General features: G+C 44.3%; 20 protein-coding genes. 5 read left to right on the top strand and 15 right to left on the bottom strand.

Annotation, left to right across the window (positions count from 1 at the left end; genetic code table 11):
- The first annotated feature begins 27 nt into the window (after positions 1 to 27).
- Complete coding sequence (locus JSY38_RS16750; protein WP_205114273.1) at positions 28 to 1011, top strand: aldose epimerase family protein; 984 nt, start codon at positions 28 to 30, stop codon at positions 1009 to 1011.
- Positions 1012 to 1110: 99 nt separating this feature from the next.
- Here the strand turns inward: JSY38_RS16750 and JSY38_RS16745 are convergent, their stop codons facing one another.
- The 10 genes from JSY38_RS16745 to JSY38_RS16700 form a co-directional block, all read right to left on the bottom strand.
- A complete protein-coding gene (locus tag JSY38_RS16745; RefSeq protein ID WP_205114271.1) occupies positions 1111 to 2193 on the bottom strand; it encodes an ABC transporter substrate-binding protein in 1083 nt (360 codons plus the stop codon).
- Positions 2194 to 2334: 141 nt separating this feature from the next.
- A complete protein-coding gene (locus tag JSY38_RS16740; protein WP_114411187.1) occupies positions 2335 to 4302 on the bottom strand; it encodes a methyl-accepting chemotaxis protein in 1968 nt (655 codons plus the stop codon).
- Positions 4303 to 4718: 416 nt separating this feature from the next.
- A complete protein-coding gene (locus JSY38_RS16735) occupies positions 4719 to 4949 on the bottom strand; it encodes a hypothetical protein (RefSeq protein WP_114411188.1) in 231 nt (76 codons plus the stop codon).
- Positions 4950 to 5022: 73 nt separating this feature from the next.
- Positions 5023 to 5799, bottom strand: a complete 777-nt coding sequence (etfB, locus tag JSY38_RS16730; RefSeq protein WP_114411189.1) for an electron transfer flavoprotein subunit beta — start codon at positions 5797 to 5799, stop codon at positions 5023 to 5025.
- Positions 5789 to 7087, bottom strand: coding sequence for an electron transfer flavoprotein subunit alpha (etfA, locus tag JSY38_RS16725; protein ID WP_114411190.1), 1299 nt, complete (start codon positions 7085 to 7087; stop codon positions 5789 to 5791). The genes etfB and etfA overlap by 11 nt, the downstream gene beginning before the upstream one ends.
- Complete coding sequence (locus JSY38_RS16720) at positions 7084 to 8997, bottom strand: (Fe-S)-binding protein (protein WP_114411191.1); 1914 nt, start codon at positions 8995 to 8997, stop codon at positions 7084 to 7086. The genes etfA and JSY38_RS16720 overlap by 4 nt, the downstream gene beginning before the upstream one ends.
- Before the next feature lie 214 nt (positions 8998 to 9211).
- Entirely contained in the window at positions 9212 to 11278 is a 2067-nt protein-coding gene (locus tag JSY38_RS16715) for an NADH:flavin oxidoreductase (RefSeq protein ID WP_114411192.1), read from the bottom strand.
- Positions 11279 to 11376: 98 nt separating this feature from the next.
- Entirely contained in the window at positions 11377 to 11922 is a 546-nt protein-coding gene (locus JSY38_RS16710; RefSeq protein WP_114411193.1) for a DUF5943 domain-containing protein, read from the bottom strand.
- Between the two features lie 78 nt (positions 11923 to 12000).
- Positions 12001 to 12978, bottom strand: a complete 978-nt coding sequence (locus JSY38_RS16705; RefSeq protein ID WP_114411194.1) for a dipeptidase — start codon at positions 12976 to 12978, stop codon at positions 12001 to 12003.
- A gap of 282 nt (positions 12979 to 13260) precedes the next feature.
- Positions 13261 to 13956 (bottom strand): VC0807 family protein, encoded by a 696-nt coding sequence (locus JSY38_RS16700; RefSeq protein ID WP_114411195.1) that lies wholly within the window; start codon positions 13954 to 13956, stop codon positions 13261 to 13263.
- Positions 13957 to 14199: 243 nt separating this feature from the next.
- On the opposite strand from JSY38_RS16700, the gene JSY38_RS16695 reads away from it, so the two are divergent.
- Positions 14200 to 15006: a M48 family metallopeptidase gene (locus JSY38_RS16695; RefSeq protein ID WP_420844526.1), complete on the top strand. Its 807-nt coding sequence runs from the start codon at positions 14200 to 14202 to the stop codon at positions 15004 to 15006.
- A 125-nt stretch (positions 15007 to 15131) separates the two neighbouring features.
- On the opposite strand, the gene JSY38_RS16690 is transcribed toward JSY38_RS16695, so the two are convergent.
- Complete coding sequence (locus JSY38_RS16690; RefSeq protein WP_205114269.1) at positions 15132 to 16340, bottom strand: MFS transporter; 1209 nt, start codon at positions 16338 to 16340, stop codon at positions 15132 to 15134.
- 127 nt (positions 16341 to 16467) lie between these two features.
- Here JSY38_RS16690 and JSY38_RS16685 point away from each other — a divergent pair, with 127 nt between their 5' ends.
- From JSY38_RS16685 to JSY38_RS16675, 3 genes are all read left to right on the top strand, one after another.
- Positions 16468 to 17454, top strand: a complete 987-nt coding sequence (locus JSY38_RS16685) for an AraC family transcriptional regulator (RefSeq protein ID WP_205114267.1) — start codon at positions 16468 to 16470, stop codon at positions 17452 to 17454.
- A gap of 115 nt (positions 17455 to 17569) precedes the next feature.
- Positions 17570 to 18634 carry an FAD:protein FMN transferase gene (locus JSY38_RS16680; RefSeq protein WP_205114265.1) on the top strand — a complete coding sequence of 355 codons (1065 nt, stop codon included), beginning with the start codon at positions 17570 to 17572 and terminating at the stop codon, positions 18632 to 18634.
- A gap of 97 nt (positions 18635 to 18731) precedes the next feature.
- Positions 18732 to 19328, top strand: a complete 597-nt coding sequence (locus tag JSY38_RS16675) for a hypothetical protein (RefSeq protein ID WP_205114263.1) — start codon at positions 18732 to 18734, stop codon at positions 19326 to 19328.
- A 116-nt stretch (positions 19329 to 19444) separates the two neighbouring features.
- Here the strand turns inward: JSY38_RS16675 and uxuA are convergent, their stop codons facing one another.
- From uxuA to JSY38_RS16655, 4 genes are read right to left on the bottom strand one after another with little or no spacing between them, the layout of a single operon-like run.
- Complete coding sequence (uxuA, locus tag JSY38_RS16670) at positions 19445 to 20620, bottom strand: mannonate dehydratase (protein WP_205114261.1); 1176 nt, start codon at positions 20618 to 20620, stop codon at positions 19445 to 19447.
- Between the two features lies 1 nt (position 20621).
- The gene (locus JSY38_RS16665) at positions 20622 to 22115 is read right to left on the bottom strand and encodes a mannitol dehydrogenase family protein (RefSeq protein ID WP_205114259.1); all 1494 of its coding nucleotides are present in this window, start codon (positions 22113 to 22115) and stop codon (positions 20622 to 20624) included.
- Between the two features lie 32 nt (positions 22116 to 22147).
- Complete coding sequence (gene uxaC, locus JSY38_RS16660) at positions 22148 to 23554, bottom strand: glucuronate isomerase (protein WP_205114257.1); 1407 nt, start codon at positions 23552 to 23554, stop codon at positions 22148 to 22150.
- A 14-nt stretch (positions 23555 to 23568) separates the two neighbouring features.
- Entirely contained in the window at positions 23569 to 25956 is a 2388-nt protein-coding gene (locus tag JSY38_RS16655) for a glycoside hydrolase family 31 protein (protein ID WP_205114255.1), read from the bottom strand.
- Positions 25957 to 25990: the final 34 nt, after the last annotated feature.

The raw sequence follows: 25990 nt of genomic DNA, 5'->3' as shown, positions 1-25990 counted from the left end.
CTCCCGTTTATTTGAAAGGATACTTCCGTGAACATAGCGCCAGATTTAAACCAAATTCAATCTATCACGCTAAAAAATGCTCAGCTTAAAGTGTCTATTCTGACATTAGGTGCGAGCATTCAATCTGTTTATCTTAAAGGCTACGAGCATTCGTTAGTTTTAGGCTCTCCCAAACTGGCTGATTACCTTCAAGGGGCAAAATACTTTGGCGCAGTTGTTGGCCGTGTAGCAAACAGAACCAATAAAGGGCATGCCGTGATAGGTGGAAAAACCTATCAACTCCCGCCCACGCTACCTGAAGCCCACCATCTACATGGTGGACCAGATGGAACAGGTAGTAAAAACTGGTCTATCATCGAGCAAAGCGATGACATAGTGCACTTGCAAACAAAGCTCGCTGACGGTGAAATGGGTTATCCAGGCAATATGATTGTAAATGTGTTTTATCGTCTGATCGATAGCGCATTGGAAATGGAAATTACAGCAACCACAGATCAACTAACAATTTGTAATTTTGCTGGCCACAGTTACGTTAATCTTGATGGCAAAGGTTCAATCTTGGACCATCAATTGAGCATTCAAGCAGACCACTATTTACCAGTTGATGCTGAGTTAATTCCAACGGGCGAAGTCACGCCAACCGCTGGCAGTGCGTTTGATTTTCTACAAATGCGCGCTATTGGCCGTGAGGACTACCCAGAGCTGGATACCAATTTCTGCCTATCTCTTGCTAGCAATCGCCCGTTACAAACGGTTGCCACTCTTAAAGGCCCTATCACCGGACTGACATTACACTACCAGACAACTGAACCGGGATTGCAGGTTTATGACGGCCGTCATATTCAACTAGGTGCCGAATCTAATATTAACCAAGGCGCTTTATCGGCATACGCAGGCCTTGCTCTCGAAGCGCAGCACTGGCCTGATGCGATCAACCAGTCACACTTCCCACCAATATTACTTACGCCTGACGACACTTATCGGCAAGTTACACGTTATGCCTTTGAATGATTTTTGAGCTAATCAAAGAATAGAAAACAAAAAAGGGGCTTTCTACTATCCATGTAGAAAACCCCTTTACTCTTAATCAGAACAAGTACCAGATCTATTTTACAACGCCAAAGTAAAGGTTCCTTTTGGCGTTACCGGTAGGTATTTTTTATAAAAGTCTAAATACGCTTCTTCTGGATTCAAATCAGCAAACAAATCTGGATACATCACCTTAGCATAGAATTCAATCATGGCCGCATCAAAAATGGTACGGCATGCGCCATGATAAGCTGCATATAAACGATTATTTTTAACTGCATTGATAGACGACCAACCTAAGCGATTTTTATAACCTTCTAAACGCTTGCGTGCTTTCGCTCTATCAACACCTTGACCCATGATCATTGAATCAGAGCCTTTGCCTGTTTCATAACCTGTGATGACGATGACGTCAGGGTTTGAAGCAATCACTTGCTCAGGGTTCAATTTCCCCCACCATTCAACAAACGGTGCAGAAATATTGTCGCCACCGGCCATAGTAGAAATCGCACCCCACATGTTTTTACCAAAGGTAAAACCAAGCTCTTGTACACCAGAAGCACCGAACTCTGTATACACTTTTGGAGTTGGTAGATTAGCATCAGCAAGTCGCTTACTTATACTTTCAACCGTTTTTTTGTAGTCAGCAGCAATAGCCGCCGCGCGTTTTTCTTGCCCTGTAATCACACCAATTAACTCAGTGCTCTTAATATGGCGCTCTAAGGTTTGCGCGTTGTAATCAACCACAATCACTTTTACACCGGCACTTTCAAGACGCTCAATATCCGTCCCTAATCCCTTGTACTGCCAGTCAGCTAACATCAAAACATCTGGCTTCAAACTAATGACTTTTTCAACAGAGAAAGTCTGTGTATCTACACGACCAATACCTGGAATATCCTCTAATGACGGACGGTGCTTAACGTACATTTCCCAGTTCGCAGAACGCGCCTGCCAAATGTATTTTGACATACCAACCACTTTGTCATAAGCGGCTTCCGTACCGATTGCCATATAGTCTTCTGGATAAAACCCGACGATAACTCTTTGTGCAGGCGCATCAAATGTTACATCACGACCCAAGATATCTTTTACGGTTACTTGAGCAGCCCAGACTGAGCTTATAGAAAACGTTAAAAGAAGCATTATGAACGATTTAATCATGCTAATACCTAATCAGTAAATTTAAGCGCATATGATAATCGTTATCACCTTTTTTTCAAATGATATTTGAAAAAATACCCAAATAAAAAGGGCCACATTTCTGCGACCCTTCTGTTTGTATTTTTGAAAAATGAACTGCATTTATTCCGTACGGAAACGAACTACCATCACATGCAATTGTTTACTTAGCTCATCTTGTTTCTGGCATAGTTCAGCCACATCACCCGATATAGCCGACACTCTATGTGCAGACTCGCTGATTGAGTTAATATTTTCATTTACCCCCTCAGTTACAGCTCGCTGCTCTTCTGCGGAAGCCGCTGTTTGCATCGTCATATCTCGCATCTGCTTAACCACTTCTTCAATCTGTTCGAATGAAACTAATGCTTGATCAGATAAATTAATCGCGTTTTCTGATTCCGTTACACTTATCACCATAGAATCTGATGCTTGTTTCGTTCTGTTCGCAAGAAGCCCCAAAATATTGCTAATCTGCTCAGTCGATTCTTGGGTACGTCCAGCGAGTGTACGTACTTCATCAGCCACTACAGCAAAACCTCGACCTTGCTCACCAGCACGTGCAGCTTCTATCGCAGCGTTTAATGCCAACAAATTAGTTTGCTCTGCGATACCTTGAATTGTCGACAAAATCTGATTGATATTTGTGGTCTCTTTTTGCAACTCAGTAATGATCTGATTAGACTCTTTCAAGCGAGTTCCTAAACGATTCACCCCTTCAGCACTGCTTTTCAATAATTTCTTACCTGCAATCGTTGTCTCCAAACCTTTCTCTGAGAATTGAGCAGAATTGGCACAACTTTCAGCCGCTTCATTCGATGCGATTAACATCTGCTGACCCGCTTCGGCAATGAGCTCAATAGACTGTAATTGTGTTGTCGCTGACTGAGCCACTTCACTGGCTTTCGCTGAGGTTTCAGCAGCGATTTTATCAATCTGAATACTGGACTTCTTAATACCAACAATGAGCTTTCTGGTCGTCTCGATAAATTGATTAAACCAATTAGATAAAGTCCCTGTTTCGTCTTTTGTATTGATCGCAATTTGAGAAGTTAAATCCCCCTCGCCTTCTGCAAGAGTTTGCAAGTGCTTAGATACAGACTCAATCGGCGTAATTAAACCTTTTGCCATTAAGAACGCAACCACACCAAACGCAATCAAAAGCAACACACAGACAACCGCTGTGGTTTTAATCATTTCAACCGTACTTAAATAAATTTCTGCGGCAGGCATTAAGCCTACAAACTTCCAACCTAAATTAGGAGAGGTATACACATTGGCATAATAGTTCTGTCCATCTAAAGTGAAATGAACAACACCTGAAGATGTTTCTGCAATGGTTTGATATGCTTCACCATCCAACTCAGTAATTTTTTTGAAATTATTGTCGGCGTGAAGGGCATCAACCAAAATAGTGCCAGTATTTTCTACCACCATAACGCTACCGGAATTCCCCAGTTTCGTTTTATTCGCCATTTCAGTTAGTGTCTTGATTGATACATCGACAGCGACAACCCCACCGACACTATTGCCTTTGTTATAAGTACGTACAGCAGAAACATAAACAGCATCATCAGGCTCCCAATAATAGGCATCTCGTAATGCCACTTCATTCGGCGTCTCTAGAGCTCTTGTGTACCAAGCGCGTTGTTTTGGATGCCACTCCGCGTATTCATATGTCCCTGGCCATTCCATATAACCGTCACTATCATCACCAGTGTAGACGTAAACATAATTAGGGTTATTTTGACCTATCGCCTCAAACAAATTAAAAACATCCGCCTCTCGACCGCCATTCTGTGCAGCAATTTTACTTGGGGCCTTACCTTGTTTTTCGTGGTAGGTAGTTAAAGATTCTGCATTTGGGTCTGATATCGCGTCACTCTCAGCAATAAAGGCAACAACATATTTAATGTCGGTGAGGAACTGATCAAAAGTAGCTTCAACTGCCCCTAAAGTTTGACCGCTATTTTTAGAAAAACCTTTTAGCGCTTGTTCGGAAGCAAGAAAACCAGTAATAGTACTTACGACTAAAACAGGCAAAACAGTAGCGACAGAAAAAGCAATCAATAACTTAGTTTTGATTTTCATAAACGACATCCAAATATTCTAGTAGCTATATTGATTCTCAGAAGGAACTTGCGATAAGCCCACTAACCGAGAACACATTAAATACGAGAAATATCATTTAAAAATGGGTCTTTTGTTTATGATATTTCATGCTATCTAAGCAGCTTTTAAGTTAAAAATAGTACTTCCTTACCTTTTCCTTTATTCCATCAATGTATTAAAAGTACTTTATCGACAGCATATTGACTAGCGTATATATGCTACGTTATGTATCTAAATAGTAGCGTTTAGAGCGTCTGAAAAATACAGAACAGTGAATGCAGAAAAATACTTATCGTAGGGGGAAAATATAAATAAGTAGCGCCTATAAAGCGCTCTTAACAGCACCCTCAATAAATTATTTGGGTGCTGTGAGAGGGGTCGTATATTGGTAAGGATTAACTGAATGCAGCCATTACTTGATACACTTCTGGAAGGACAGTCGTGTTTTCTTTTTGCATTGATAAACAAAGATCCTTAATAAAAGGAGTCTGTTCTGGATACTGCTGCAACCAAGACAAAACAGCTTCCTGTACTTCAGGCAAACTTTGCTCTGAAGTAACAGGTGCCCCAAGGGCTATCAGCCTTTCTTTGAAGTCGACTTCATCAACTAAGTCTACAATCATCATAACGCATACCTATATACAAAATTCTTGTTCAGTTAAGCAACAATGGACTGACAGCTTATACCTAAACAGTAGTCTAGCGCACCACTTTTTCTTCTAATAACAAGTCAAAAATAGCTTGTGCCTTTTCAGCAGCCGTTTCATTTTTCATAACTTTACCACCGCCACCGACAGGTTTCGCCGTTGCAGCCTTCATTCGATCAGCTGCTGTTTTGGCTTTCACCACTTTCAAACGCTTAGGACGAGGCTTGGCAGCACTAATTTGCCATGTCGCCATAGCATCATCCGTCACACTTTCGACGTTTAATACCTTTAGGTCTGCCCTTAACCCAGGTCCAAATGCTGTTTGACGCGCTTCAGCCGCGGCGTTATCAACAGTGGCAATAAATGGCAAGCTGACGATTACCGAACGTCGCTGGCCACGGGGTAAGGCCAAAAGCACTTCTGCTGCTCCCTCTTTTATTGTCAGGATTTCCGCAACACGAGGTACTAATGGCCAACCTAGTTGCTCTGCCAACAAATATGGTAACATACCAGAAGACTCACCACTTTCTGCACGGACTCCCGTCAATACCACTTGAGCTTTACTATTTTTTAAAAATTCAACCAAGACTGGCAAGGCATCACCATCCGCCGCTTGTGGCAAAACAGTCAATGAATCTAATCCCATACCAGCATATTGACGAAGTACAGGCTCTTGAGAATCACCAGCGTGAACCACTGTTAACGATTTTTTAGACAGTTTCAAACCTAACTCGACGGCTCTGCCATCTTGTTCTGCACGACGTGACCGCCCAGACTGAGGGTGACGACCGACAGATACCAAAGAAACTACATTGACTTTAGGCGGCATCACTCTTCTCCTGTTCCTTCGACAAATAATGTTCTTGAGCTAGCTTCAGCAGAGCATCCAAAATAGCTTCACTGTCTTCAATCACAGCTAAATCAGCACGCTTCACCATGTCGCAACCCGCATCTGTATTAATCGCAACAACCTTGTCGCACTGACCGATACCTTGCATATGCTGAATCGCACCAGAAATACCCACAGCCAAGTAAACACGAGCAGTAACCCAAGTACCCGATGCCCCAACCTGACGAGAGCGAGGCATAAAGCCATCATCCACTGCCACTCGACTTGCCCCTTCTGTGGCTCGTAACGCCGCTGCTACAGCATGGAATTGATCCCAGTTATGGATACCATTACCCGCCGATAAGATAAACTCAGCTTCAGCCAAAGGCACAGCGTTAGAGTCCACTTCTATTTGCCCCTGATCGATCAAGCGATAATCATCACCGGTTTCCACTGCATCTGCATCAAACGCTAGATCCAATACTTGATGTCGAGTGTCTTCAATAGCATTAGCACATTCTTCCATCAACATCAGAATACGTGGAGTTTCTCGGCTAATATCTCGACTTCCAGACGCTCCACGACTTACTGTGTTGCTTGCCGTAACTTGCCAAGCCTGCGTCGCTGGACGCTCACCCAAACGTGATGCTAAACGGCACGCCAGATCTGTGCCGCCATGGATGCTATCTGGGAATAGCCAATTCACTGGTTTATACTGAGCTTCAACTTGCATCAGCGCTGACAACCTTGCTTCTGGCGCAAAACCTTCGAACTCTTGGCCTGTAATATGAAGTAAACGATCCACACCGGCCAAATCAAATTGCGTTTCTTTGCTTTCACCAAAACACACTAACACAACAGCGATACTGCCTTTACCTGCAGCTTTATTTTCACCCACAAGCTGATGCGCCAATCCTAAAATATCTTTGTCATGACCGGTTAAACGACCGCCAATCATATCGGCGACTACCATAATGTAACCATCTGGATTATCGACAATATGTAATGGCAACTGTGTTTCTTTCGCTTCACCAGCACGTTTTTTGCCATTAAGACCAGCAGCAGACAAGTTGGCTCTATCGATACGCTTGATGCCATTAGGCCCAATAAAGCCAATAACGTGAGGGTTTTTACGTAATAACCCTGATGGCCCACGCACCTCACCTTGCCCTGCCGACACCACACTGCTGTGCAGAGGATGCAAGCGATTACGGGCAATCCATTCGGCTCTTGGATCACGTCTTAGAAGATCGCTTAAAGTCGACTCAGTTGGGGTAAATTCACTCATGAGTTCACCTCCTCTGCAAGTTGGCTAACTAGAATTTCTGCAATATCTTTTACGACAGGCCTCGGCTCTACAACACCTTCCAACATAGCAGTACATTGCTGACAACCTACTGCTACCATTTCAGCGCCAGTGCTAACGACATCTTCCATACGCATATCTGCAATACGACGTTCGCCAGGAATATCCGTAATCGGAGCGCCACCGCCTCCGCCACAACAACGAGAGCGGTAACCAGAACGTTCCATTTCGGCAACATCAATACCTAAGCTAGCCAATAATTCACGAGGCGCTTCATATTCGCCATTGTAACGACCCAAATAACACGGATCATGATAAGTAACCTTACCACCCTTAAAGGTATCTAGCTGCAAACGCTCTTCTTTCACCAAACGATTCAAGAAGGTCGTGTGGTGCAATACTTCCACACCTTTCAGCGCGTCAGAGCCAAAGTCACCGTATTCATTTTTTAAACAATGGAACGCATGTGGATCTGTCGTCACGATTGTCTTAAAGCTATATTTCGACAAAGTCGCTAAGTTACGTTTAGCCAAACTTTGGAAAGCGGCATCGTCACCTAATCGACGTGCAACATCACCACTGTCTAATTCTTCATCGCCTAATATAGCAACATCGATATTAGCGGCTTTCATTAACTTAACAAACGCGCGAAGAATCCGTTGACTACGCATATCAAACGCACCATCAGATACCCAAAACAACACATCTGCCTGCTTCACGTCTTTCATCAAGTTTAAGTTTTGATCTGCCGCCCAGTGCGTTCGGCTTGCTGGCGAGTAACCATTCGGGTTATCCGTAGCGATAATATTTTCCAGAACTTGTGCACCTTTGTTTGGTGTCTCTCCTTTTTCAAGAGTCAAGAAACGACGCATATCAACAATAGCGTCCACATGCTCTATCATCATTGGACATTCTTCTACACAAGCACGACATGTCGTACATGACCAAAGCGTATCTGAACTGATCAAGCCATTGGTAATAATCTGGTCAGGTGCACCTTTAGCGTTACCAACCTCAACACCGGGGTATGCACTACCAGCGTATTTTTTATCCGTACCACCAGCAAAACCCACTACCATATCTTGAATAAGTTTCTTTGGATTAAGTGGTTGACCCGCTGCGAACGCAGGACAAACTGCTTCACAACGACCACACTGCACACAGGCATCAAACCCTAATAATTGATTCCATTTGAAATCTGTTGGTTTCGCAACACCATGAGATGCCTCACCTAAAGCCGCAGGTTTCAACCCCGTAGATCGACCGCCACCAAAGCGCTCAGGACGACGGTGAAAAGCTAGATGCAAAGCCCCCGCAAAAGCGTGCTTCATCGGCCCACCCCACGTCATACCAAACAGCATTTCACTTAAGCTCATTAAAATAAGAACAGACAATACAAGCGTGAGTATCCAGCCGCCCGTTCCTTCAGGAAGGATTCCTGCAGCTGGTAAAGTCAGTACAAAAAAGGTAATAGAGAAGGTAAGCAAACTTTTCGGCAAACGCATCCACGGCCCTTTAGAAAGGCGTGATGGCGGATTCATTCGGCGCTTATAAACAAACAAAGCACCACAAAACATAAGCACTAAAGCTGCTAATAACGCCCAAGCAAGAATTTCGTTCTTCACTCCAAATAGATGAACAAAGACCACTAATACCATTGCCAAGACGAAACCACCGCCTGTCGCAACGTGTGTACGAGACATATATTTATCACGTTCTACTACATGATGAAGATCATGCAAATAGCGCTTTGGCATCGCGAACAAACCAGCCAGAAAATCAACTTTTTCAGCTTGACCTGCACGCCATAGATTCATACGACGAATCGCACCAATCCCCGCTAGCACAAGAAGAACACCAATTAAAGTTGGAGGTAACCAATCAAGAATCATCTTAAACCCTCAGTCATCGGGCATATTGAAAATAGAAAAACCATTAAGAGAGAAAGTGAGCGATGAAAACAAAGTAAAAACAAATCAGAAAAGAAATAACCTTAAAAGGTTTTGGATCTGAGGAATCAGTAGGCTAAATCGCACCTTTAATTCCTAGACCCACCTCTAAAATTTGTTTTTTTAACTCTGTCTTCACCTGCTCAACTAGCGTTTCTTATAAGTCTTTGCAAAGGCGAAGAGCATCATACATAGCAGCATGAACGTTGCGCTGAGACACACAGTCTCCTAGACGCCACAGGATCATACCCTCATCTGAACCACCATCCAGCACGGGCTGAGGTTTGATATCAAACAAGGCTTCGTTATCAATTTGGCCTTTATTACATGAGCTTGCTTTCAACGCGTAGTACAGTTCCTCGTTTGGACGAATACCGTTCTCAATCACAACTTGATCAACAACACGCTCTTCTTTCTGAGCTGTATATTCATTCTCAAGCACTGCAACTAAACTATTACCTTCGCGATATACTTTATCTAACAGCATATCCGACGTCATAATAACTTCGCGTTCGTACAAAGAACGGTAGTAAGTTGGGAACGTCGTACCACCAACACCAACACCAGGTTTAATATCGTCTGTGACCAATTCAACCAGAGAGCCTTTAGAAGCCAAGTAATCAGCCGCAGACATACCAGAGAATTCACAAATAGTGTCGTATACCAAGACATTTTTGCCTGGCTCAACAGCGCCACTCAAAATATCCCAAGAAGAAACAACCAAACCTTCAGCTGCACCCCACTCTTCATTCTGGTCGATAAAAGGACGACCGCCGGTAGCTAGGATACACACATCTGGGTTCAGCTCTTTAACCATGTTTTCATCAGCTGACGTGTTTAAACGTACTTCCACACCCAAGCGTTCCAACTCCATCACCAACCAACGAGTAATACCCGCAATCTGATCACGCTGAGGCGCTTTACCTGCATATACCAATTGACCACCCAGCTCTTCTGCTTTCTCAAGCAAAGTCACTTTATGTCCACGCTCCGCAGCAACACGAGCAGCTTCAAGCCCACCAGGGCCACCACCGACCACTAGAACATTACGAATAACACCAGAGGTTTTCTCAATGACATGTGGCAAGCCCATGTATTCACGAGACGTCGCAGCATTCTGAATACACAACACATCCAAACCTTGGTATTGACGATCGATACAATAGTTTGCACCAACACACTGACGAATCTGATCAACCTGATCCATCTTGATTTTGGCAATAAAGTGCGGATCAGCGATATGAGCACGAGTCATACCTACAAAATCTACGTAGCCTGCTTCAAGAATACGTTTAGCTTGATTCGGATCTTTAATATTTTGCGCGTGGATAACAGGAACATTAACCACTTCTTTAATGCCTGCCGCCAAGTACAAGAAAGGCTCAGGCGGATAGCTCATGTTTGGAATAACGTTAGCCAAAGTATTATGTGTATCACAGCCAGAACCAACCACACCAAAGTAATCCACCATGCCGGTCGCATCGTAGTATTGAGCAATTTTCTTCATTTCTTCGTGGCCCAAGCCATCAGGATGGAACTCATCACCCGTGATACGCATACCCACAACAAAATCTGGCCCTACTTCGGCACGAACCGCTTTAAGCACTTCCATACCAAACTTCATACGCCCTTCAAACGTTCCACCCCATTCATCGGTACGTTTGTTTACGCGTGGGGACCAGAACTGATCTATCATATGTTGGTGAACGGCAGACAATTCAACACCGTCTAAGCCGCCGTCTTTTGCACGACGTGCTGCTTGAGCAAAGTCACCAATGATGCGCCACATTTCTTCTACTTCAATCGTTTTACAAGTCGCACGGTGAACCGGCTCACGAATACCAGAAGGAGACATTAGGTTAGGCCAGTTTTCACCATCCCAACGAGAACGACGACCCATGTGAGAAATCTGGATCATGATCTTGCCGCCATGCTTATGAACCGCATCCGCAAGATTTTGGAAATGAGGAATGATGCGATCTGTCGAAAGGTTGACCGAACTCCACCAGCTTTGTGGGCTGTCGATAGACACCACACTGGAGCCACCACAAATACACAGACCACAACCGCCTTTGGCTTTTTCTTCGTAATACTTTACGTAACGGTCTGTTGTCATGCCGCCATCAGTGGCATATACCTCAGCATGAGCCGTACTGACAATACGATTGCGGATGGTTAATTTATTTATATTTAGAGGTTCGAACAACGCATCATACTGGGACATAACATCCTGCCTTCTTGAAAACGACGTGTAACTTTTACTGATTGTGATCACCACCTGCCCGTGGTGATCCCATATTCGTGGTTTAGGTTAAAAAGATTCTAAAGTGGTGACACTTGGAAATACCCAACATCACAGCCTTCTTCGGCTGCACTTTGGGTCTGAATCGCCTTGGTACGAACCGCCAATCCATTGCTTTCTGCAATTTGATCCAACGCCCCAGCAAACCAACCTGTGAACATATAATCCACTTTACGATTCACTTTTTTACCGTGAATTTTTTCGTAGTGATAAACAAAAGCCGAATTCTCTAAACGCACTTTTGCTGTGCCTTTTTCAATATCCAACTCTTCTGTAATAAAGAAGCCCCAACCACGTTGAGACAAACGTCTCAAATAGTGGTGCCAAATTTCTTCACCATAAATACCGTGACAAGCTGACTCTTGCTCACACCAGTAGTAAGCTGACTTATAGCCCGCTTTATAAAGAATCTCAGCGTAACGCTCGTCGCCGATTTCATCCTCAATACCCATGTGATTATTCACAAAAAAGTGGCGCGGCACATACAGCATAGGAAGAGCATCTGTACTCCAAACGCCGGTTTCGCTGTCAACTTCTATTGGCATTTCTGGTGCATGAACAGTCATATATAGTTCCTTAAATTCTTTTCGTTAAAATCAAGTAGCAGAGCAAATTAATAAAGCGATACAAGCATTCCCGCCTTACTATTCACCCCACACTTCTTTTAATAAATTCACCCAATTCTCACCCATAATCTTTTGCACCTGACGCTCGCTAAAACCATGTTTCAACAGAGCTTCAGTCAAATTTGGGAAGTCACCTACAGTACGCATACCCAATGGATTAATAATCTCACCAAAGCGCGTCAAACGACGGGCATAGCCTTTATCATGAGTTAGGTATTCAAAGAAGTCATAACCATGACCTTGAGTAAAGTCAGTACCAATACCGATCGCATCTTCACCAACAATGTTATAGATGTATTGAATCGCTTCTACATAATCATCCACTGTCGCGTTGATGCCAGCTTTTAGGAAAGGAGCGAACATAGTGACACCAACAAAACCGCCATTGTCAGCAATAAATTTAAGCTCTTCGTCTGTTCTGTTACGTGGATGCTCTTTCAAACCAGCAGGTAAACAGTGTGAATAAGCAACAGGTTGCTTAGATTCAATGATGACTTCTTTCGCAGTATTTGGACCAACGTGAGATAAATCACACAACATACCAACACGATTCATCTCAGCGACAATCTCACGACCGTAACCCGACAAACCACCGTCGCGTTCGTAACAACCAGTGCCCACCAAGTTTTGCGTGTTGTAGCACATCTGCACTATACCTACACCAAGGTCTTTAAAAATTTGCACGTACCCGATTTGATCTTCAAAAGCATGAGCATTTTGGAATCCCATCATCACGCCCGTTTTGCCTTCGGCTTTCGCGCGATGAATGTCTTTTGTCGTGTAGACTTTAGTTAGCAAATCACTGTTGGCTTCGATTAACTGATTCATCTCGACAACATTGCGAACTGTGCCTTCAAAATTTTCCCAGAACGACACAGTACAATTCGCTGCCGTCAGCTTACCTTTGGCCATATCTTCAAATAGCTCACGGTTCCACTTTGAGCAAATCAAACCGTCAATAATAATAGACTTATCGTGTAACTCTGCTGCGTTCATCGTTCTGTCCTTTAGGGGTATTAAGCAATGAACTCAGTGTAATTTTTCGGCTAGTAGGAGAACTAGCTGGAAACGACTAGAGGAACACTAAAACCGACTAGGTCATAGCGTCGCTTTTAAACTTGTTTTGTTGGAAAGGGCATTAGGTGCTGAATAACAGGGTTTAAGAGAGGTTTCAGGGGGTGAACCCCTTTTTAATTCAAAGCATTATTTGATCTAAATAACGCTTAATAAAAAAGGGTTAACCCGCCGAATTTGTACTGGAGGGTATATTTGAATGGGCTATTTTTTAACAAGTAAGTCTTCGAGTTTCAATCCTGTAGCTTTTTGGATGCTACGCCATAGGTAGTAAAAAATCGCCATTAACATGATCATCGAAGGAATCGCAATCATCGGGTAGCTGTATAAGGTCATCTGCCCTAGTTCTTCATTAAACGCTTCCGTACCCGCTGGGCTAGTAACGATCCATTTTGCCAGCACGTAATTCATCGTCGCTGAAAAGGCAAAAGAGGCAGCAATAAAATACGTAGCTTTCATTAATCGCTTTTCGAAGATTGCGGTGCTGTTGTTCTCCTCTAGCTTCTGCTTGATAGTATCAACGTCCATAATCGCCGCATTAAAAAACATCGCACGCACCAAGGGGTAAGGCGTAAATGTCGAGATAAGAACAGCAACACCAATAACCGCAGGGATCGCCGCTTCTTTGATCGCCAGCCATTTATTATCTAATTCGAACAAACCGATACTACCAGTCAGCAAAACACTGAACAAACCTAACAAAGCGATAAAATTAAACTTCCTATATTTAACTAACTCATAGACCCCCCAACCAAGAGGAAATGCCAGTGCCGCCACCAAGCCGCCAGTCGTACCTAACTTATCTTCACCACTTAACTTCATTAAAATGAAAGACGGCAAAATGACACTGACAATAAGATCCACCATCGGACGTGGTTTGTGTTCGGGAGTGTTGCTCATAATTTCTAATTCCAAGTTTAATTCAAATTCTAATAGCGACTATCATAAAGGAAAAATGCGCATTTTGGTGAATAGACAATGTTTTTTGATAGAAGTGCCAGAGGTTTGTGGGTTTCATCCACACCGCATCTAAATCTGGGAAATAATAGTACTCTCTTCCATCCCAGTTGCTTCCTATGAAAGCCCTTTCCTATAATGGCTGCTTACTCAACAGTTCATACACTTAATCAAGGCGGTTTTACAATGGTGTTTATGAAGGTTTCTTTAAAGGCGGCACTGGCAGCGGCATTGGTTGTGATGGTGGGTTGTAGCTCTTCACCAACCGGTCGTAAGCAGTTTGCTGTTTTGCCTGATAGCCAGATGAATGAGATGGGCATTCAGTCTTTTACGGAAATGAAGAAGGAAATACCTGCTTCGTCTGATGCGAAGCTACGCGAGAACGTTCAGTGTGTAGCAGATTCATTGATTGCGGTATTACCAGATAAATATCGTAAGCAAGATTGGGAAGTTGTGTTATTTAACGATGAACAGGTGAATGCGTTTGCCTTGCCAGGATATAAAGTTGGTATTTATACGGGACTTTTGACTGTGGCAGAAAACCAATCGCAATTAGCCGCTGTGGTCGGTCATGAATTGGCTCATGTGATTGCGCGACACGGTAACGAACGCGTGTCGACTCAGCTAGCGACAAGCCAGGCTTTGGCACTGGGTTATCAATTAAGCGGTGAAGAGTCGCCAGAAAAAATAGCGATCTTCCAAGCGTTAGGTATAGGCGCGCAAGTGGGGATTATTTTACCCTTTAGCCGATCCCATGAATCTGAGGCGGATGTGCTAGGCCTAAGTTACATGGCAAAAGCTGGATTTGATCCACGAGAAAGCGTTCAGTTATGGCGTAATATGAGTGCAGGAGGTGAAAGTAAAGCACCAGAGTTACTATCAACTCACCCTTCTAACTCTACTCGTATTAAAGATTTGCAAGCAAATTTAAGTAAAAACCTACCGATTTATGAAGCTTTAGTGGCACAAAACAAAGCCGCTAAGTGTTACTAGCGTTAGCCTATAAGTTCTTTCGCGAACAAGTAGCATGACCTTGCTTATATTTCATCCAGTATTGAATAAATAAAAATCCCCCCTGATTCTTACATATGAATAAGGGGGATTTAGAAAAGCAATACTTAAGTACTTTCCAACGTGTTTACAGGTTCTTCTGTTCTCAAGCCCGATGTAACGACGAGAGCAACAATTAAAAGAATTAAAGCCGCGATAGTAAAAACACCAAGTGCACCAGTAGTATCAAACACTAACCCACCTGCTGCGGCACCGGTAGCAATCCCTACTTGAATAGCAGCAACTAAAAGTCCACCACCACTTTCGGCTTCGTCCGGTACACTACGTGTAATCCAAGTTGACCAACCAACAGGCACCCCACCAAACGCCATCCCCCAAATCGCCACCAATACAGCGGTTGGAGCAATAGCACCCTGCACACTAACCATCCCGATTCCAGCTAAGCCAATGATCAATGGTGCAAGGGTTAAAGTAAGACGCAGAGATCGCGCAATTAACACACCGGCTAGGTGAGTCCCAATGAAGTTCGCCACGCCGAAGCCCAACAAAATGCCAGAAATACCCGCCGTAGCCACACCTGTTACGTTTTCAAGAAAGGGCCGGACATAGGTGAATAAAGCGAAATGTCCCGTAAAAATCAGCACTAACATTATTAGGCCAAACTTCATTCGAGGTCGATTCATTACTGCTATTAATGTACCCAATGTCGCTCGCCCACGTGGCGGCATTTTCGGCAAGGTCGCAAATTGGACGAAAAGAACCAGAACACCTAATAAAGCAACAAGCCAAAAAACATTACGCCAGCCAATAGTACCACCGAGGTAACTTCCAAGCGGCGCTGCAAAAATCGTCGCAGCTGACACACCACTAAACATAATAGCCAACGCACGAGGAATGTCTTTATCGGGAACCAAGCGCATAACGACAGCGGCCGCCATGGTCCAGAAACCACCAAGCGCGATACCAAGTAATACCCGACCAGCCAGCAGTAAAAAGAAGTTCGGAGCAAGTGCAACCAAGGCGCTTGATATAACTAATAGTATAGAGAAGCCTAACAAAACGTATCGACGGTCTATTCTGCGGGTCACGGTGGCTGTTAAAAGACTGGCAATTACTGCCAAAATGGCAGTAGCCGAAACCGCTTGGCCAGCCATGCCTTCGGTAATGGAAAGATCTGATGCCATTGGAGTAAGGAGACTAGCAGGCAAAAACTCTGCCGTAACTAACCCAAAAACGCCTAACGTCATGGCTATCACAGCCCACCAAGCAGGCGTTTCTTTTGTCTGCATGGATGGCTCATTTACAGTATTCGTCATTGAAAATCCTCTGGATATAAATGTTTGTACATTACCTATCGAACAACATGCAGAGAAGAATAATATGGACAGTCCAGACGATATATACCAATATATCTTAAATTTATACCATTTCGTCCGGAGCATTATGCAACCTTCTTTACCAACTAACCAATTCAATGAAAGCCGACACGACATGGTAAACGAGCTTCTGTCGGGTGTTCGCCTTAAAGGCCTTGAATACCGGCGTGTCGAAATTTCTGCACCATTTGGCCTACAATATGGAGAAGGAGCCGATACAAAATTGGCGTACTTTCATTTTATTGGCCAAGGTTCAGTATTACTTCGAACCAAGAGCGGAGCTGTACACAAACTTGCCTGTGGCGATGCTGTATTGTTGCCTTGCGCTGGAACGCACGATATTTATAGCGAAGACGGCGTGCCATTAGTCAGTATCGATGCCTTTGAAAAAGTATCACTGTGTGATACCTCCTCTGAAATCCGAGCTTGTGATACCGAAATTTGTAGATCAAAAGACAACTATATTTTCAGTTGTGCGATGGAGTTCAACTTAGGCTGGCTTCATCCATTAGCCCATTTGAAGCCCGAAGTCATGCATATTGAAACCGTGCCCGATTATGACCCTCAAATCCCGGCCATTCTTGATGTCATGACCAAAGAACTAAAGGCCAAACGACCTGGATACAGCGTTATTTTAACAAGACTTGCCGATGTCGTGGCCGCAGCGATTTTACGTCGTTGGGTAGAAGTTGGATGCGATGTCTGCGGCTGGGTTGAAGCCATGCGCGACCCCAAATTGGCACAGGTATTATCCGCCCTGCACCATGACCCAGGTCGACAATGGTCGGTAGCAGATATGGCTTCCGAAATGAGCGTTTCACGGTCTGTCTTTGCTGAGCGCTTTACCGAATTAACCCACTCCACACCACAGCAATACCTAGGCAATCTGCGCATGCGACTAGCAAGCCAATGGATCAGCCAAGACAACCTGAATCTTGATGAAATCTCAGATCGCCTTGGCTATAGCTCAACAGCGTCTTTTAGTCGAGCCTTCAAACGAATGACAGGTATCTCACCCGGCGCAGTTAGAAATGGCCTTCTTCCAGAACTTTGAAAACAAAAGTAGAACAACAAAATGCACATAAGTGTGGATGATAAGCTGGTTGATAGAGTTGATCATAATCCACTGGTAAACTTGCTGAATTTACTTTTCATAAGGCTTAAATCACATGTCTACTTTGATAAAATCTGGCTTTAATGTAATCAGAGTTGCGGGCTTTAGCACTATTCTAATGGCAACATTTTTAGTGGGTTGCAGTGAGCCACCAAAACTGGAAACGGTTGAAGGTTATGCCCAAGGCACGACCTACCAAATCAGCTTTTGGTCTGAAGACGCCGTTCCTGTCACAGAAGTACAAACCGCGTTTAACGATACCCTTGCTCAAATAGACAAAGAGCTTTCCACTTATCGTCCAGATTCCTTTATTTCAGAATTTAACCGCAGCCCTTCTGTGGCTTGGCAACCTGTATCAGAAGACTTTGTCGAACTTGTTCAAATCGCTCAAGACATACACGCCAAATCAAAAGGTTGCTACGATCCAACCATTGGGCCTTTGTTTGATTTATGGGGTTTTAAAACCGACAAACTTCATGTACCAACTCCAGAGGAATTAACCGCTCTAAAATCTGAACTTGGGGTAGAAAAGATAGAAGTCGACGAAGAAAATATGCGCGTACGCAAAACTCGCCCTTTTTTGCAGCTTGATTTTTCTTCCATGGGCGAAGGCTACACCATTGGCAAGTTAAGTCATGTATTAGAATCCAAAGGCTACGATAATTACATGGTGCAATTTGGTGGCGACATGAAGATCAAAGGGCACAAGCCAAATGGCGACAAATGGAGAGTCGCAATCCAAAGCCCTATTCCTTCTGCTGACGGCGCACCAAAAGTCTATAAAGTCATCACAGTGAAAAACGAAGATGGCGTCACGCTTGATACATCAGGCACTTATAACCGTCACTTCGACGATAATGGTGTGGAATATTCGCACATTATTAACCCAAGTACAGGCAAACCAATCACTCACGACCTTGTCTCAGCGTCGGTATTTGGTACTGATCCAAGAATCAGCGATGCATGGGCAACCACCATGTTGTGCCTTGGCCCTATAGAAGGCGCAAAAATCGCCAAAAAGGAAAACTTAGACGTTTTCTTTATCGAAAGAAAGAACGACAAGTTGGTGAACTCCAGTAGTGCCGCTTTGCTAAAAACAGACAAAGTGGAATTTGATTAAAAAGCAAGCAGGCGTAATGCTTGTTACTACTGCTCGCCTTATGCGAGTCTATTTTAATCCCATTTAGAACTATCACGATCGTAAGGAGAAAAGCGCTATGGAAAAGCTTGTATTAGTAAGCCTATTTTCTGTACTAATGGCTGGCTGCGTAGGCAATGAAAGCTATACCAAAATTGGGAATTATTTCAAAGGCGGCGACGAAAGCCCTGTTACAGAAATCGAGGATACCGAGAGCGAAGGTAACGACACAGAAAACAATCCTAAAGATACCGAAAAAGTATATAACGCCACCGTGACGACCAGTGACCTTGAAGGCTCTTGGAGAAAACCATGTGGGCATGTAGAAGGTGAAGCGCACTATGATATCGTGATCGTATCCTTCAGTCGTAGTGAATTCACCACAGATATCAAAAACTACATTGATGCTGGCTGCACTAGCCCCTTACCAGGGGCCCCGAACCCTACATCACTTAGCAAATTTACATTGGGGAACGGCGTTATGCTGAGTGATGGCAAAATCGTCACCGAATTCGATAGTCGCACTATGCGATATGATGGCGCCCACTTCTACCCTGAAGAACACAGTATCGTTTATATCAAGAACGACACTCTCTACACTGGAGCCGACGATCAAGATACGTTACAGAGACCAACCAGACTAGACTATAACCGCCCTTTCCATAAAATAAAATAGCCTACAAGCAGCCATTCTTGCTGCTTTTCATTCATTAATTCGTTAATACTTGGATAAAATAAAAAGACCGAATAGCGAACTACTCGGTCTTTTCTATCCATTCACTTTGGCTTCAATTAAAGCGTACTTTTAAGGCCCAACTCTAAACCACGAACTTCCGCCAAGCCTTTCATTCGACCTAGTTTCGAGTAACCCGGTTTCGAGTTTTTATCTAGGTCATTCAGGATTTGATGGCCGTGATCTGGTCGCATTGGGATCAGGCTCGGTGCGTTGTTGTCGTTACGTTTTTTCTCTTCTACAAGAAGCGCGCGAACTACGCCAACCATGTCTACATCACCACCAAGGTGGGACGCTTCATGAAAGCTGCCTGCCACTTCTTCACGTTTGGTGGATCTTAAATGTGTGAAGAAGATATTTGAGCCAAAACGTTGCACCATGTCGACTAAGTCGTTGTCTGCGCGAACACCGTAAGAGCCAGTACACAGGGTAATGCCATTTACTGGGCTTGGCACAGCGCCAAGCAACCATTCGATGTCGTCTTTGACAGAGACAACGCGTGGTAAACCAAGAATTGGACGTGGTGGATCATCTGGGTGAATCGCTAGTCGCAAACCGCCCTGCTCTGCTGCTGGTACTATTTCTTCTAAGAACAGCTTCAGGTGTTCACGAAGTGTGTCTTTGTCGATGCCAGCGTATTCGTCTAATTTAGAACGGAACTGCTCAATAGTGTAGCTCTCTTCTGAGCCAGGAAGACCGGCAATGATGTTCGCTACCAAGCGGTTTTTATCGTCTTCTTTTAAGTTTTCCATGAAAACTTTCGCTTGCGCTTTTTCTTCATCACTGTAGTCAGATTCTGCGCCTTTGCGCTCTAGAATATAGAGTTCAAATGCAGCAAACGCCGTTTGGTCAAAACGCAATGCACGAGAACCATCTGGCAGTTCATAATCCAAATCCGTACGCGTCCAATCCAACACTGGCATGAAGTTGTAGCACACCGTATCGATACCACATTCCGCTAAGTTCAGCAGGGTTTGCTTGTAGTTTTGAATGTACTCTTGGTAATTACCGGTACGCTTTTTGATGTCTTCGTGCACTGGTACACTTTCGACCACAGACCAACGCAGTGAATGCGATTCGATCATGGCTTTACGATCTTTGATTACTTCTACTGGCCAAACGTCACCATTAGGAATTTCATGCAACGCGGTCACAACCCCCGTCGCGCCCGTTTGACGAATATCCGTCAAAGTTGTTTCATCATTTGGTCCAAACCAACGCCAAGTATGTTCCATTCTATCCTCCAAAATTCGCAGTATTGCTATTTAATGGCCTGTTATTGAATGACAGACATTCCACAACACCGCTTGAAATAAGTGTTTGATAAGCATTCAGCACAGCGTGAGAAAAGTCCTCGCTTTGGCTGATTTCTGGTGAAAAAATATCGTTGAGTTTTAGAGCTTCGCTAACCAAGCTTTCTGGGTCAGAACAACGAGCGTGGAGCTCACTTAATGTTTGCGCCATTGGATCATCGACCTTGTGCTGTTTACCTTCTAGATCAGCACCGCGCACATAAAATAACCATGCAGCTACACCTAACGCCGTCGCATTAAGCCCCCCCTGTTTCGCCCCTTTCGCTAAACGTTCTTCTGCGCCATTTAACCAACGCTGAGGAATTTTCTGTGAGCCATCCATCGCAATTTGTGACAACTGATGCTGCAGGCTGTCGTTAGCAAAGCGGCTCACCAGACTTTCAATATAGGTTTGCACTTGCACTTCTTCAGGCAAGTCCAACGTTGGCGAAGCTTCACAGCTCATATAGTGACGAATCAAGTTAGCGAATTTTTCATCCGCAATGGCTTGTGCCACGGTTTTATGCTTAGCGGCTAAGCCAACATACGCCAACAAAGAATGACTGCCGTTTAATAAACGAAGTTTCATGGTTTCAAATGGGTGAACATCTTCTACCATTTGCACGCCATCGTTTTCCCAATCTGGACGACCTTGCGGAAAGTTGTCTTCTACAACCCATTGGCTGAAGGCTTCACACATCACGGCATTTTGATCGTCGCATTGCAGCTCTTTCTGTAAACGTTCACGAGAATCATCCGACATGGCTGGTACGATTCTGTCGACCATAGAGCTAGGAAACGCCACATTATCTTTAATCCATTGCGCGAGTTCAGTCGAACGCAGAGCGGCTAAATCACAAACCGCTTGGCGAGTTAAACGCCCATTCTCTGGCATGTTGTCACATGACAAGATGGTGAACGGCTCTAAACCAGACTCTTTTCGGCGATACAAAGCTTCAACCAAGATTCCCGGTGCGGTTTTTGGCGCAGTTGGGTTCTGTATATCGTGCTGAATGCTTGGATCATCTTGGCGCAGAGTTTTGTCCGCTGGTGACAAGTAATAGCCTTTTTCAGTGACGGTTAAGGTCACGATCTTGGTTTTTGGCGACACAAGCTTGGTAAACAAAGGCTCTTTATCAGCGCCAGCAAATAGAGCATCTCGAATCGCGTTGATCTCGCGCAACTCGACGTTCTGGCTGTCTTGATATTCGGCAATATGATAACGGCAACCATTGCTTTTTAACTCGTCGACCAATTGGCTATTCGAGCGAATATTTACCGCACAAATCCCCCAATCGCCTCCTTGGTGACGATTGAGGTTTTTCTCGATATATACGGCTTGATGTGCACGATGAAAAGCACCTAAACCGATATGAACAATGCCAACATCTACCTTATCTGGAGCATATAAAGTATCTGTGGTTTTTATGCTAATCATTATGATTCCTTATGTTTTTAGAGACAAATACCTTAAAAACCAAAGTACTTCTTGGCATTTTCCGAACAAATCCCTTTTACCATCTCGCCTAATAACGCCATGTCTGCTGGCACTTCACCACGCTCAACCCAACCACCAATCATCTCGCACAATAAACGGCGGAAGTATTCATGACGTGTGTACGATAAGAAACTGCGAGAGTCTGTTAGCATTCCGACAAACTGGCTAAGCAAGCCCATTTGCGCCACGCTGGTTAGTTGACGTTGCATGCCATCTAATTGATCGTTGAACCACCAGCCAGAGCCGAATTGCACCTTGCCTGCTATACCACCACCTTGGAAGTTACCCGCCATGGTCGCTAACATTTCGTTATGAATTGGATTCAAGCAATACAAAATGGTTTTAGGTAGTTCATCAGTTTGGTCTAACGCATCTAAGAATCCTGACAATGGCTCGGCAAACGCACCATCGTCCATGGAATCAAAACCAGAATCGCCGCCAATCAGCTTAAACATTCGAGATGAGTTATTGCGGCGGGCACCAATGTGCAGCTGCATGACCCAACCTCTTTTCGCGTATTGCTTGCCTAGCCAAACTTGCACCGCGCTGGAGAATTGCGCAATTTCAAGCTCGGTTAACGGCTGCTCATTAATACGTTTGGACAAAATCGCATCCAATTCTGTTTCGCTAGGCTCGTTAGCAAAGCGCATTATTTCAATACCGTGGTCAGCACTGCGGCAGCCATGAGCATCAAATACTTCAAGACGTTGCGCTAAGGCATCAATCAAATCACTAAAGCGTGCAATATTGATGTCTGCTGCTTTACCAATTTTGTTTAGATAATCTTTGAAGCCAACATGATCAACTTTAAAGGCGCGATCAGGACGCCAGCTTGGTGTGACAGCAATATCAAAACTGCTGTCATTGGCAATGAATTTATGATGTTCAAGGCTGTCTGCAGGGTCATCTGTGGTGCCGACCATCTTCACGTTCATTTGCTGCATGATGCCGCGCGCTGAAAACTCAGGTTGCTGCAGCATGTCATTGCATTGCTCCCAAATGGCATCGGCCGTTTTTGGAGAAAACAACACATCAGTGACACCAAAAGGACGACGTAACTCTAGGTGCGTCCAGTGATAAATTGGGTTACCAATACACTGAGGTACGGTTTTCGACCAAGCTTGGTATTTTTCTTTGAAGCTCGCATCGCCTGTAATAAAACGCTCTTCAATACCAGCGGCACGCATCGCGCGCCACTTGTAATGATCGCCTTCCAGCCATATTTCACCAAGGTCACTAAAACGACGGTTTTCGGCGATTTCTTGAGGACTCAAATGGCAATGGTAGTCGTAGATTGGTTGCTCGGCCGCGTACTCATGGTAAAGGCGCTTAGCCGTTTCTGTGGTAAGCAAAAAATCTTCTGTCATAAAGTTTTTCATGTCATTTCCTCGGCTTAGGCCATTTCGCTTAGTGCAACAGCTTGAGACGCATCGACTCGCTTGCCGTTGACATAGAAAGGACGCAGCTCATTTTCTGGCAAGGCAAAACGTACTTCGTTGTAAGCCGGTTGCCATTCACCTTCACGAGATACTGTTAGATCGATACGTTCAAGATCGGATTTCAACGTCATGTTTAGCTGTAAGTATTTGCCGTCTAAATAACCCGTTGATAGCCCGTCGTCATCAAACACAGACATATCACGCTGCCCAGCTCCTTTAAATGGGAATACTAGGAACTGTCTTTGCGTGTCTTTTTCTGCATCCACATGAGCAATACGACGACTAGTAGGAATCACACTACCAGCGCGAGCAAGCAGAGGAATCTCTTCTAATGCGGCTGGCAAAGTGATTTCTTGTCCGCCGGTGTACCAGGTTTTGCGATGGAAGTCGTACCAGCCTTCGCCATTATCAGGCAAATATACAGGACGAGTTCGTTGTCCTTGCTCTACGACAGACGCAACCAAAAGATCTTTACCCAGTAGGAAATCATCGTTTTCTTCATAAGTACGAGCATCATCTTCGTGATCTAAGAAGGTTGCACGCAGCATAGGCTCATGATGTTTATGCGCTTGCCAAAGTAGGTTGTACAAATACGGCATCAAACGGTAACGAAGCGTCATAGCTTCTCGAATGATCGGCGTGACTTCTGGGTACATCCAAGGCTCGTTAACCGTTTTATCATCGTTCCAAGAGTGAATAGTGAAACGAGGATGCATAACGCCATTTTGAACCCAACGCACGAACAATTCTGGATCTGGACGATCACCAGAAAATCCTCCTACATCATGGCCCATGTTGTACAAGCCAGAAAGGTTCATACCAACACCCATGCGTGTGTTGTAACGCAAAGTTTGCCAGTTAGTACGGTTGTCACCACTCCATGTTTGCACATAGCGCTGCATGCCTGGGCAACCAGAACGGGAGATCAAATACGGGCGCAAGGTCGGTGCAAATTCCGTTTGGGCTTCGAAAGACGCACGCATCATTAGCAATGGCTGCAATGGACGAATCAACTTGATTGGTGTTTGTTTACCAAAACCAACACAACGAGCATTGCTGTCCCAAACCTCGTATTCGTTGTTGTCATTCCAAGTGGAATCAATGCCCTTTTCAAGCAATTGCTCGGTGACATTCGTTTTCCACCATTGGATGGTTTTTGGATTAGTGAAATCTAGGTGCGAGCCGGAGTCATCCCAAAACTGGGAAGATTCAGGTGCGTCGAATTCAGAGTCTTGAATGAATAAATTTTGTGACGCAACTTCATCAAAGCGCGGGTGATCTTGAAGCAGACAAGGCTTGATGTTGGCCGCTAGCTTAAGACCCGCTTGATGAAAGTCTTCACTCAATTTAAGTGGAGTTGGCACCTTACTTGTGTTCCAGTTAAATACGTAGCGTTTGTTACCAATCGAGGTATAACCAGACGAAAGCTGGAAAGAATCACAAGGCATGCTGTGATTGTCACAATGCTTAATAAAGTCGCCTAATTGCTCTTGAGCGTTTTCTGCATCCGTATAAAGCATGGTGGAACCACTGTAACCAAGACTCCACTTAGGACCAAAAATAGTACGTCCCGTTAGGTTCACATAGGTTTTGGTTACATCGACGACTTTTTCACCGTACATGAAGTAAAAATCCAGATCACCTTCATCTGCATGGTAACTACGATAATAGCCATGGTAGTTATCTAGCTCATTCCCCAAGTCGAACCAACTGGTTGACAAGTTATCGTAGAAAATACCGAAGCTCGCTTGCTCGGTTTTGGTGATGTAGAAAGGAATGTGCTTGTACAATGGATCGGTGTTTTTCGCATCGTAACCCATGGCATCGATATTACGCATTTGGTAGCGAGAACCATGGCGATTCAGATCACCGGCTTTCTCGCCCAGCCCGTAATATTTTTCGGACAGATCTCGCGCCATATAATGATGAATGTCGTTGCTTTGTACGCCCAACATATAGGCGCCGCTGTGACGGTCTGCCGCAAGATACTGCCATTCACCGGACGCGTCGGCGTATTCCCATGTGAGCTTCAATGGTTTCGATAGAGTCACTCGAAGTGATACAGAAGCAATACTTAGCTGATCACCTTGCTCTGACACGTTAAATTCTGGACAAGTAAAGCCTTCCGTACTCATACGGTCGCGCCCTTCCCAGCCTGTTTCACTGTCATTAGGAGAAACACACCAGCTATTTTCAAGCTGCAATGTATCGTTCTTTTTCAGTAATACACGAATCACGTTGGATTCTAGAACGAAAAAATGCAGCACGTGGCGATCATCACACTGAACGTCTACGCGATTATCTTCAACACCTAGAAGCTTCCAATTATTAATCGGCTTCATAAATACATATCTCCAAATATCGTTAAAATTCGCA

This window comes from Marinomonas foliarum (assembly GCF_016906065.1).
Lineage (GTDB): Bacteria > Pseudomonadota > Gammaproteobacteria > Pseudomonadales > Marinomonadaceae > Marinomonas > Marinomonas foliarum.
This window is presented reverse-complemented; position numbering and strand designations above follow the sequence as displayed.

Bases quoted from the DNA above. Each gene is read 5' to 3' on its own strand.
- JSY38_RS16745 (WP_205114271.1), bottom strand. From the start codon at position 2,193: ATGATTAAATCGTTCATAATGCTTCTTTTAACGTTTTCTATAAGCTCA.
- JSY38_RS16740 (WP_114411187.1), bottom strand. From the start codon at position 4,302: ATGAAAATCAAAACTAAGTTATTGATTGCTTTTTCTGTCGCTACTGTT.
- JSY38_RS16735 (WP_114411188.1), bottom strand. From the start codon at position 4,949: ATGATGATTGTAGACTTAGTTGATGAAGTCGACTTCAAAGAAAGGCTG.
- etfB (WP_114411189.1), bottom strand. From the start codon at position 5,799: ATGCCGCCTAAAGTCAATGTAGTTTCTTTGGTATCTGTCGGTCGTCAC.
- etfA (WP_114411190.1), bottom strand. From the start codon at position 7,087: ATGAGTGAATTTACCCCAACTGAGTCGACTTTAAGCGATCTTCTAAGA.
- JSY38_RS16720 (WP_114411191.1), bottom strand. From the start codon at position 8,997: ATGATTCTTGATTGGTTACCTCCAACTTTAATTGGTGTTCTTCTTGTG.
- JSY38_RS16715 (WP_114411192.1), bottom strand. From the start codon at position 11,278: ATGTCCCAGTATGATGCGTTGTTCGAACCTCTAAATATAAATAAATTA.
- JSY38_RS16710 (WP_114411193.1), bottom strand. From the start codon at position 11,922: ATGACTGTTCATGCACCAGAAATGCCAATAGAAGTTGACAGCGAAACC.
- JSY38_RS16705 (WP_114411194.1), bottom strand. From the start codon at position 12,978: ATGAACGCAGCAGAGTTACACGATAAGTCTATTATTATTGACGGTTTG.
- JSY38_RS16700 (WP_114411195.1), bottom strand. From the start codon at position 13,956: ATGAGCAACACTCCCGAACACAAACCACGTCCGATGGTGGATCTTATT.
- JSY38_RS16695 (WP_420844526.1), top strand. From the start codon at position 14,200: ATGGTGTTTATGAAGGTTTCTTTAAAGGCGGCACTGGCAGCGGCATTG.
- JSY38_RS16690 (WP_205114269.1), bottom strand. From the start codon at position 16,340: ATGACGAATACTGTAAATGAGCCATCCATGCAGACAAAAGAAACGCCT.
- JSY38_RS16685 (WP_205114267.1), top strand. From the start codon at position 16,468: ATGCAACCTTCTTTACCAACTAACCAATTCAATGAAAGCCGACACGAC.
- JSY38_RS16680 (WP_205114265.1), top strand. From the start codon at position 17,570: ATGTCTACTTTGATAAAATCTGGCTTTAATGTAATCAGAGTTGCGGGC.
- JSY38_RS16675 (WP_205114263.1), top strand. From the start codon at position 18,732: ATGGAAAAGCTTGTATTAGTAAGCCTATTTTCTGTACTAATGGCTGGC.
- uxuA (WP_205114261.1), bottom strand. From the start codon at position 20,620: ATGGAACATACTTGGCGTTGGTTTGGACCAAATGATGAAACAACTTTG.
- JSY38_RS16665 (WP_205114259.1), bottom strand. From the start codon at position 22,115: ATGATTAGCATAAAAACCACAGATACTTTATATGCTCCAGATAAGGTA.
- uxaC (WP_205114257.1), bottom strand. From the start codon at position 23,554: ATGAAAAACTTTATGACAGAAGATTTTTTGCTTACCACAGAAACGGCT.
- JSY38_RS16655 (WP_205114255.1), bottom strand. From the start codon at position 25,956: ATGAAGCCGATTAATAATTGGAAGCTTCTAGGTGTTGAAGATAATCGC.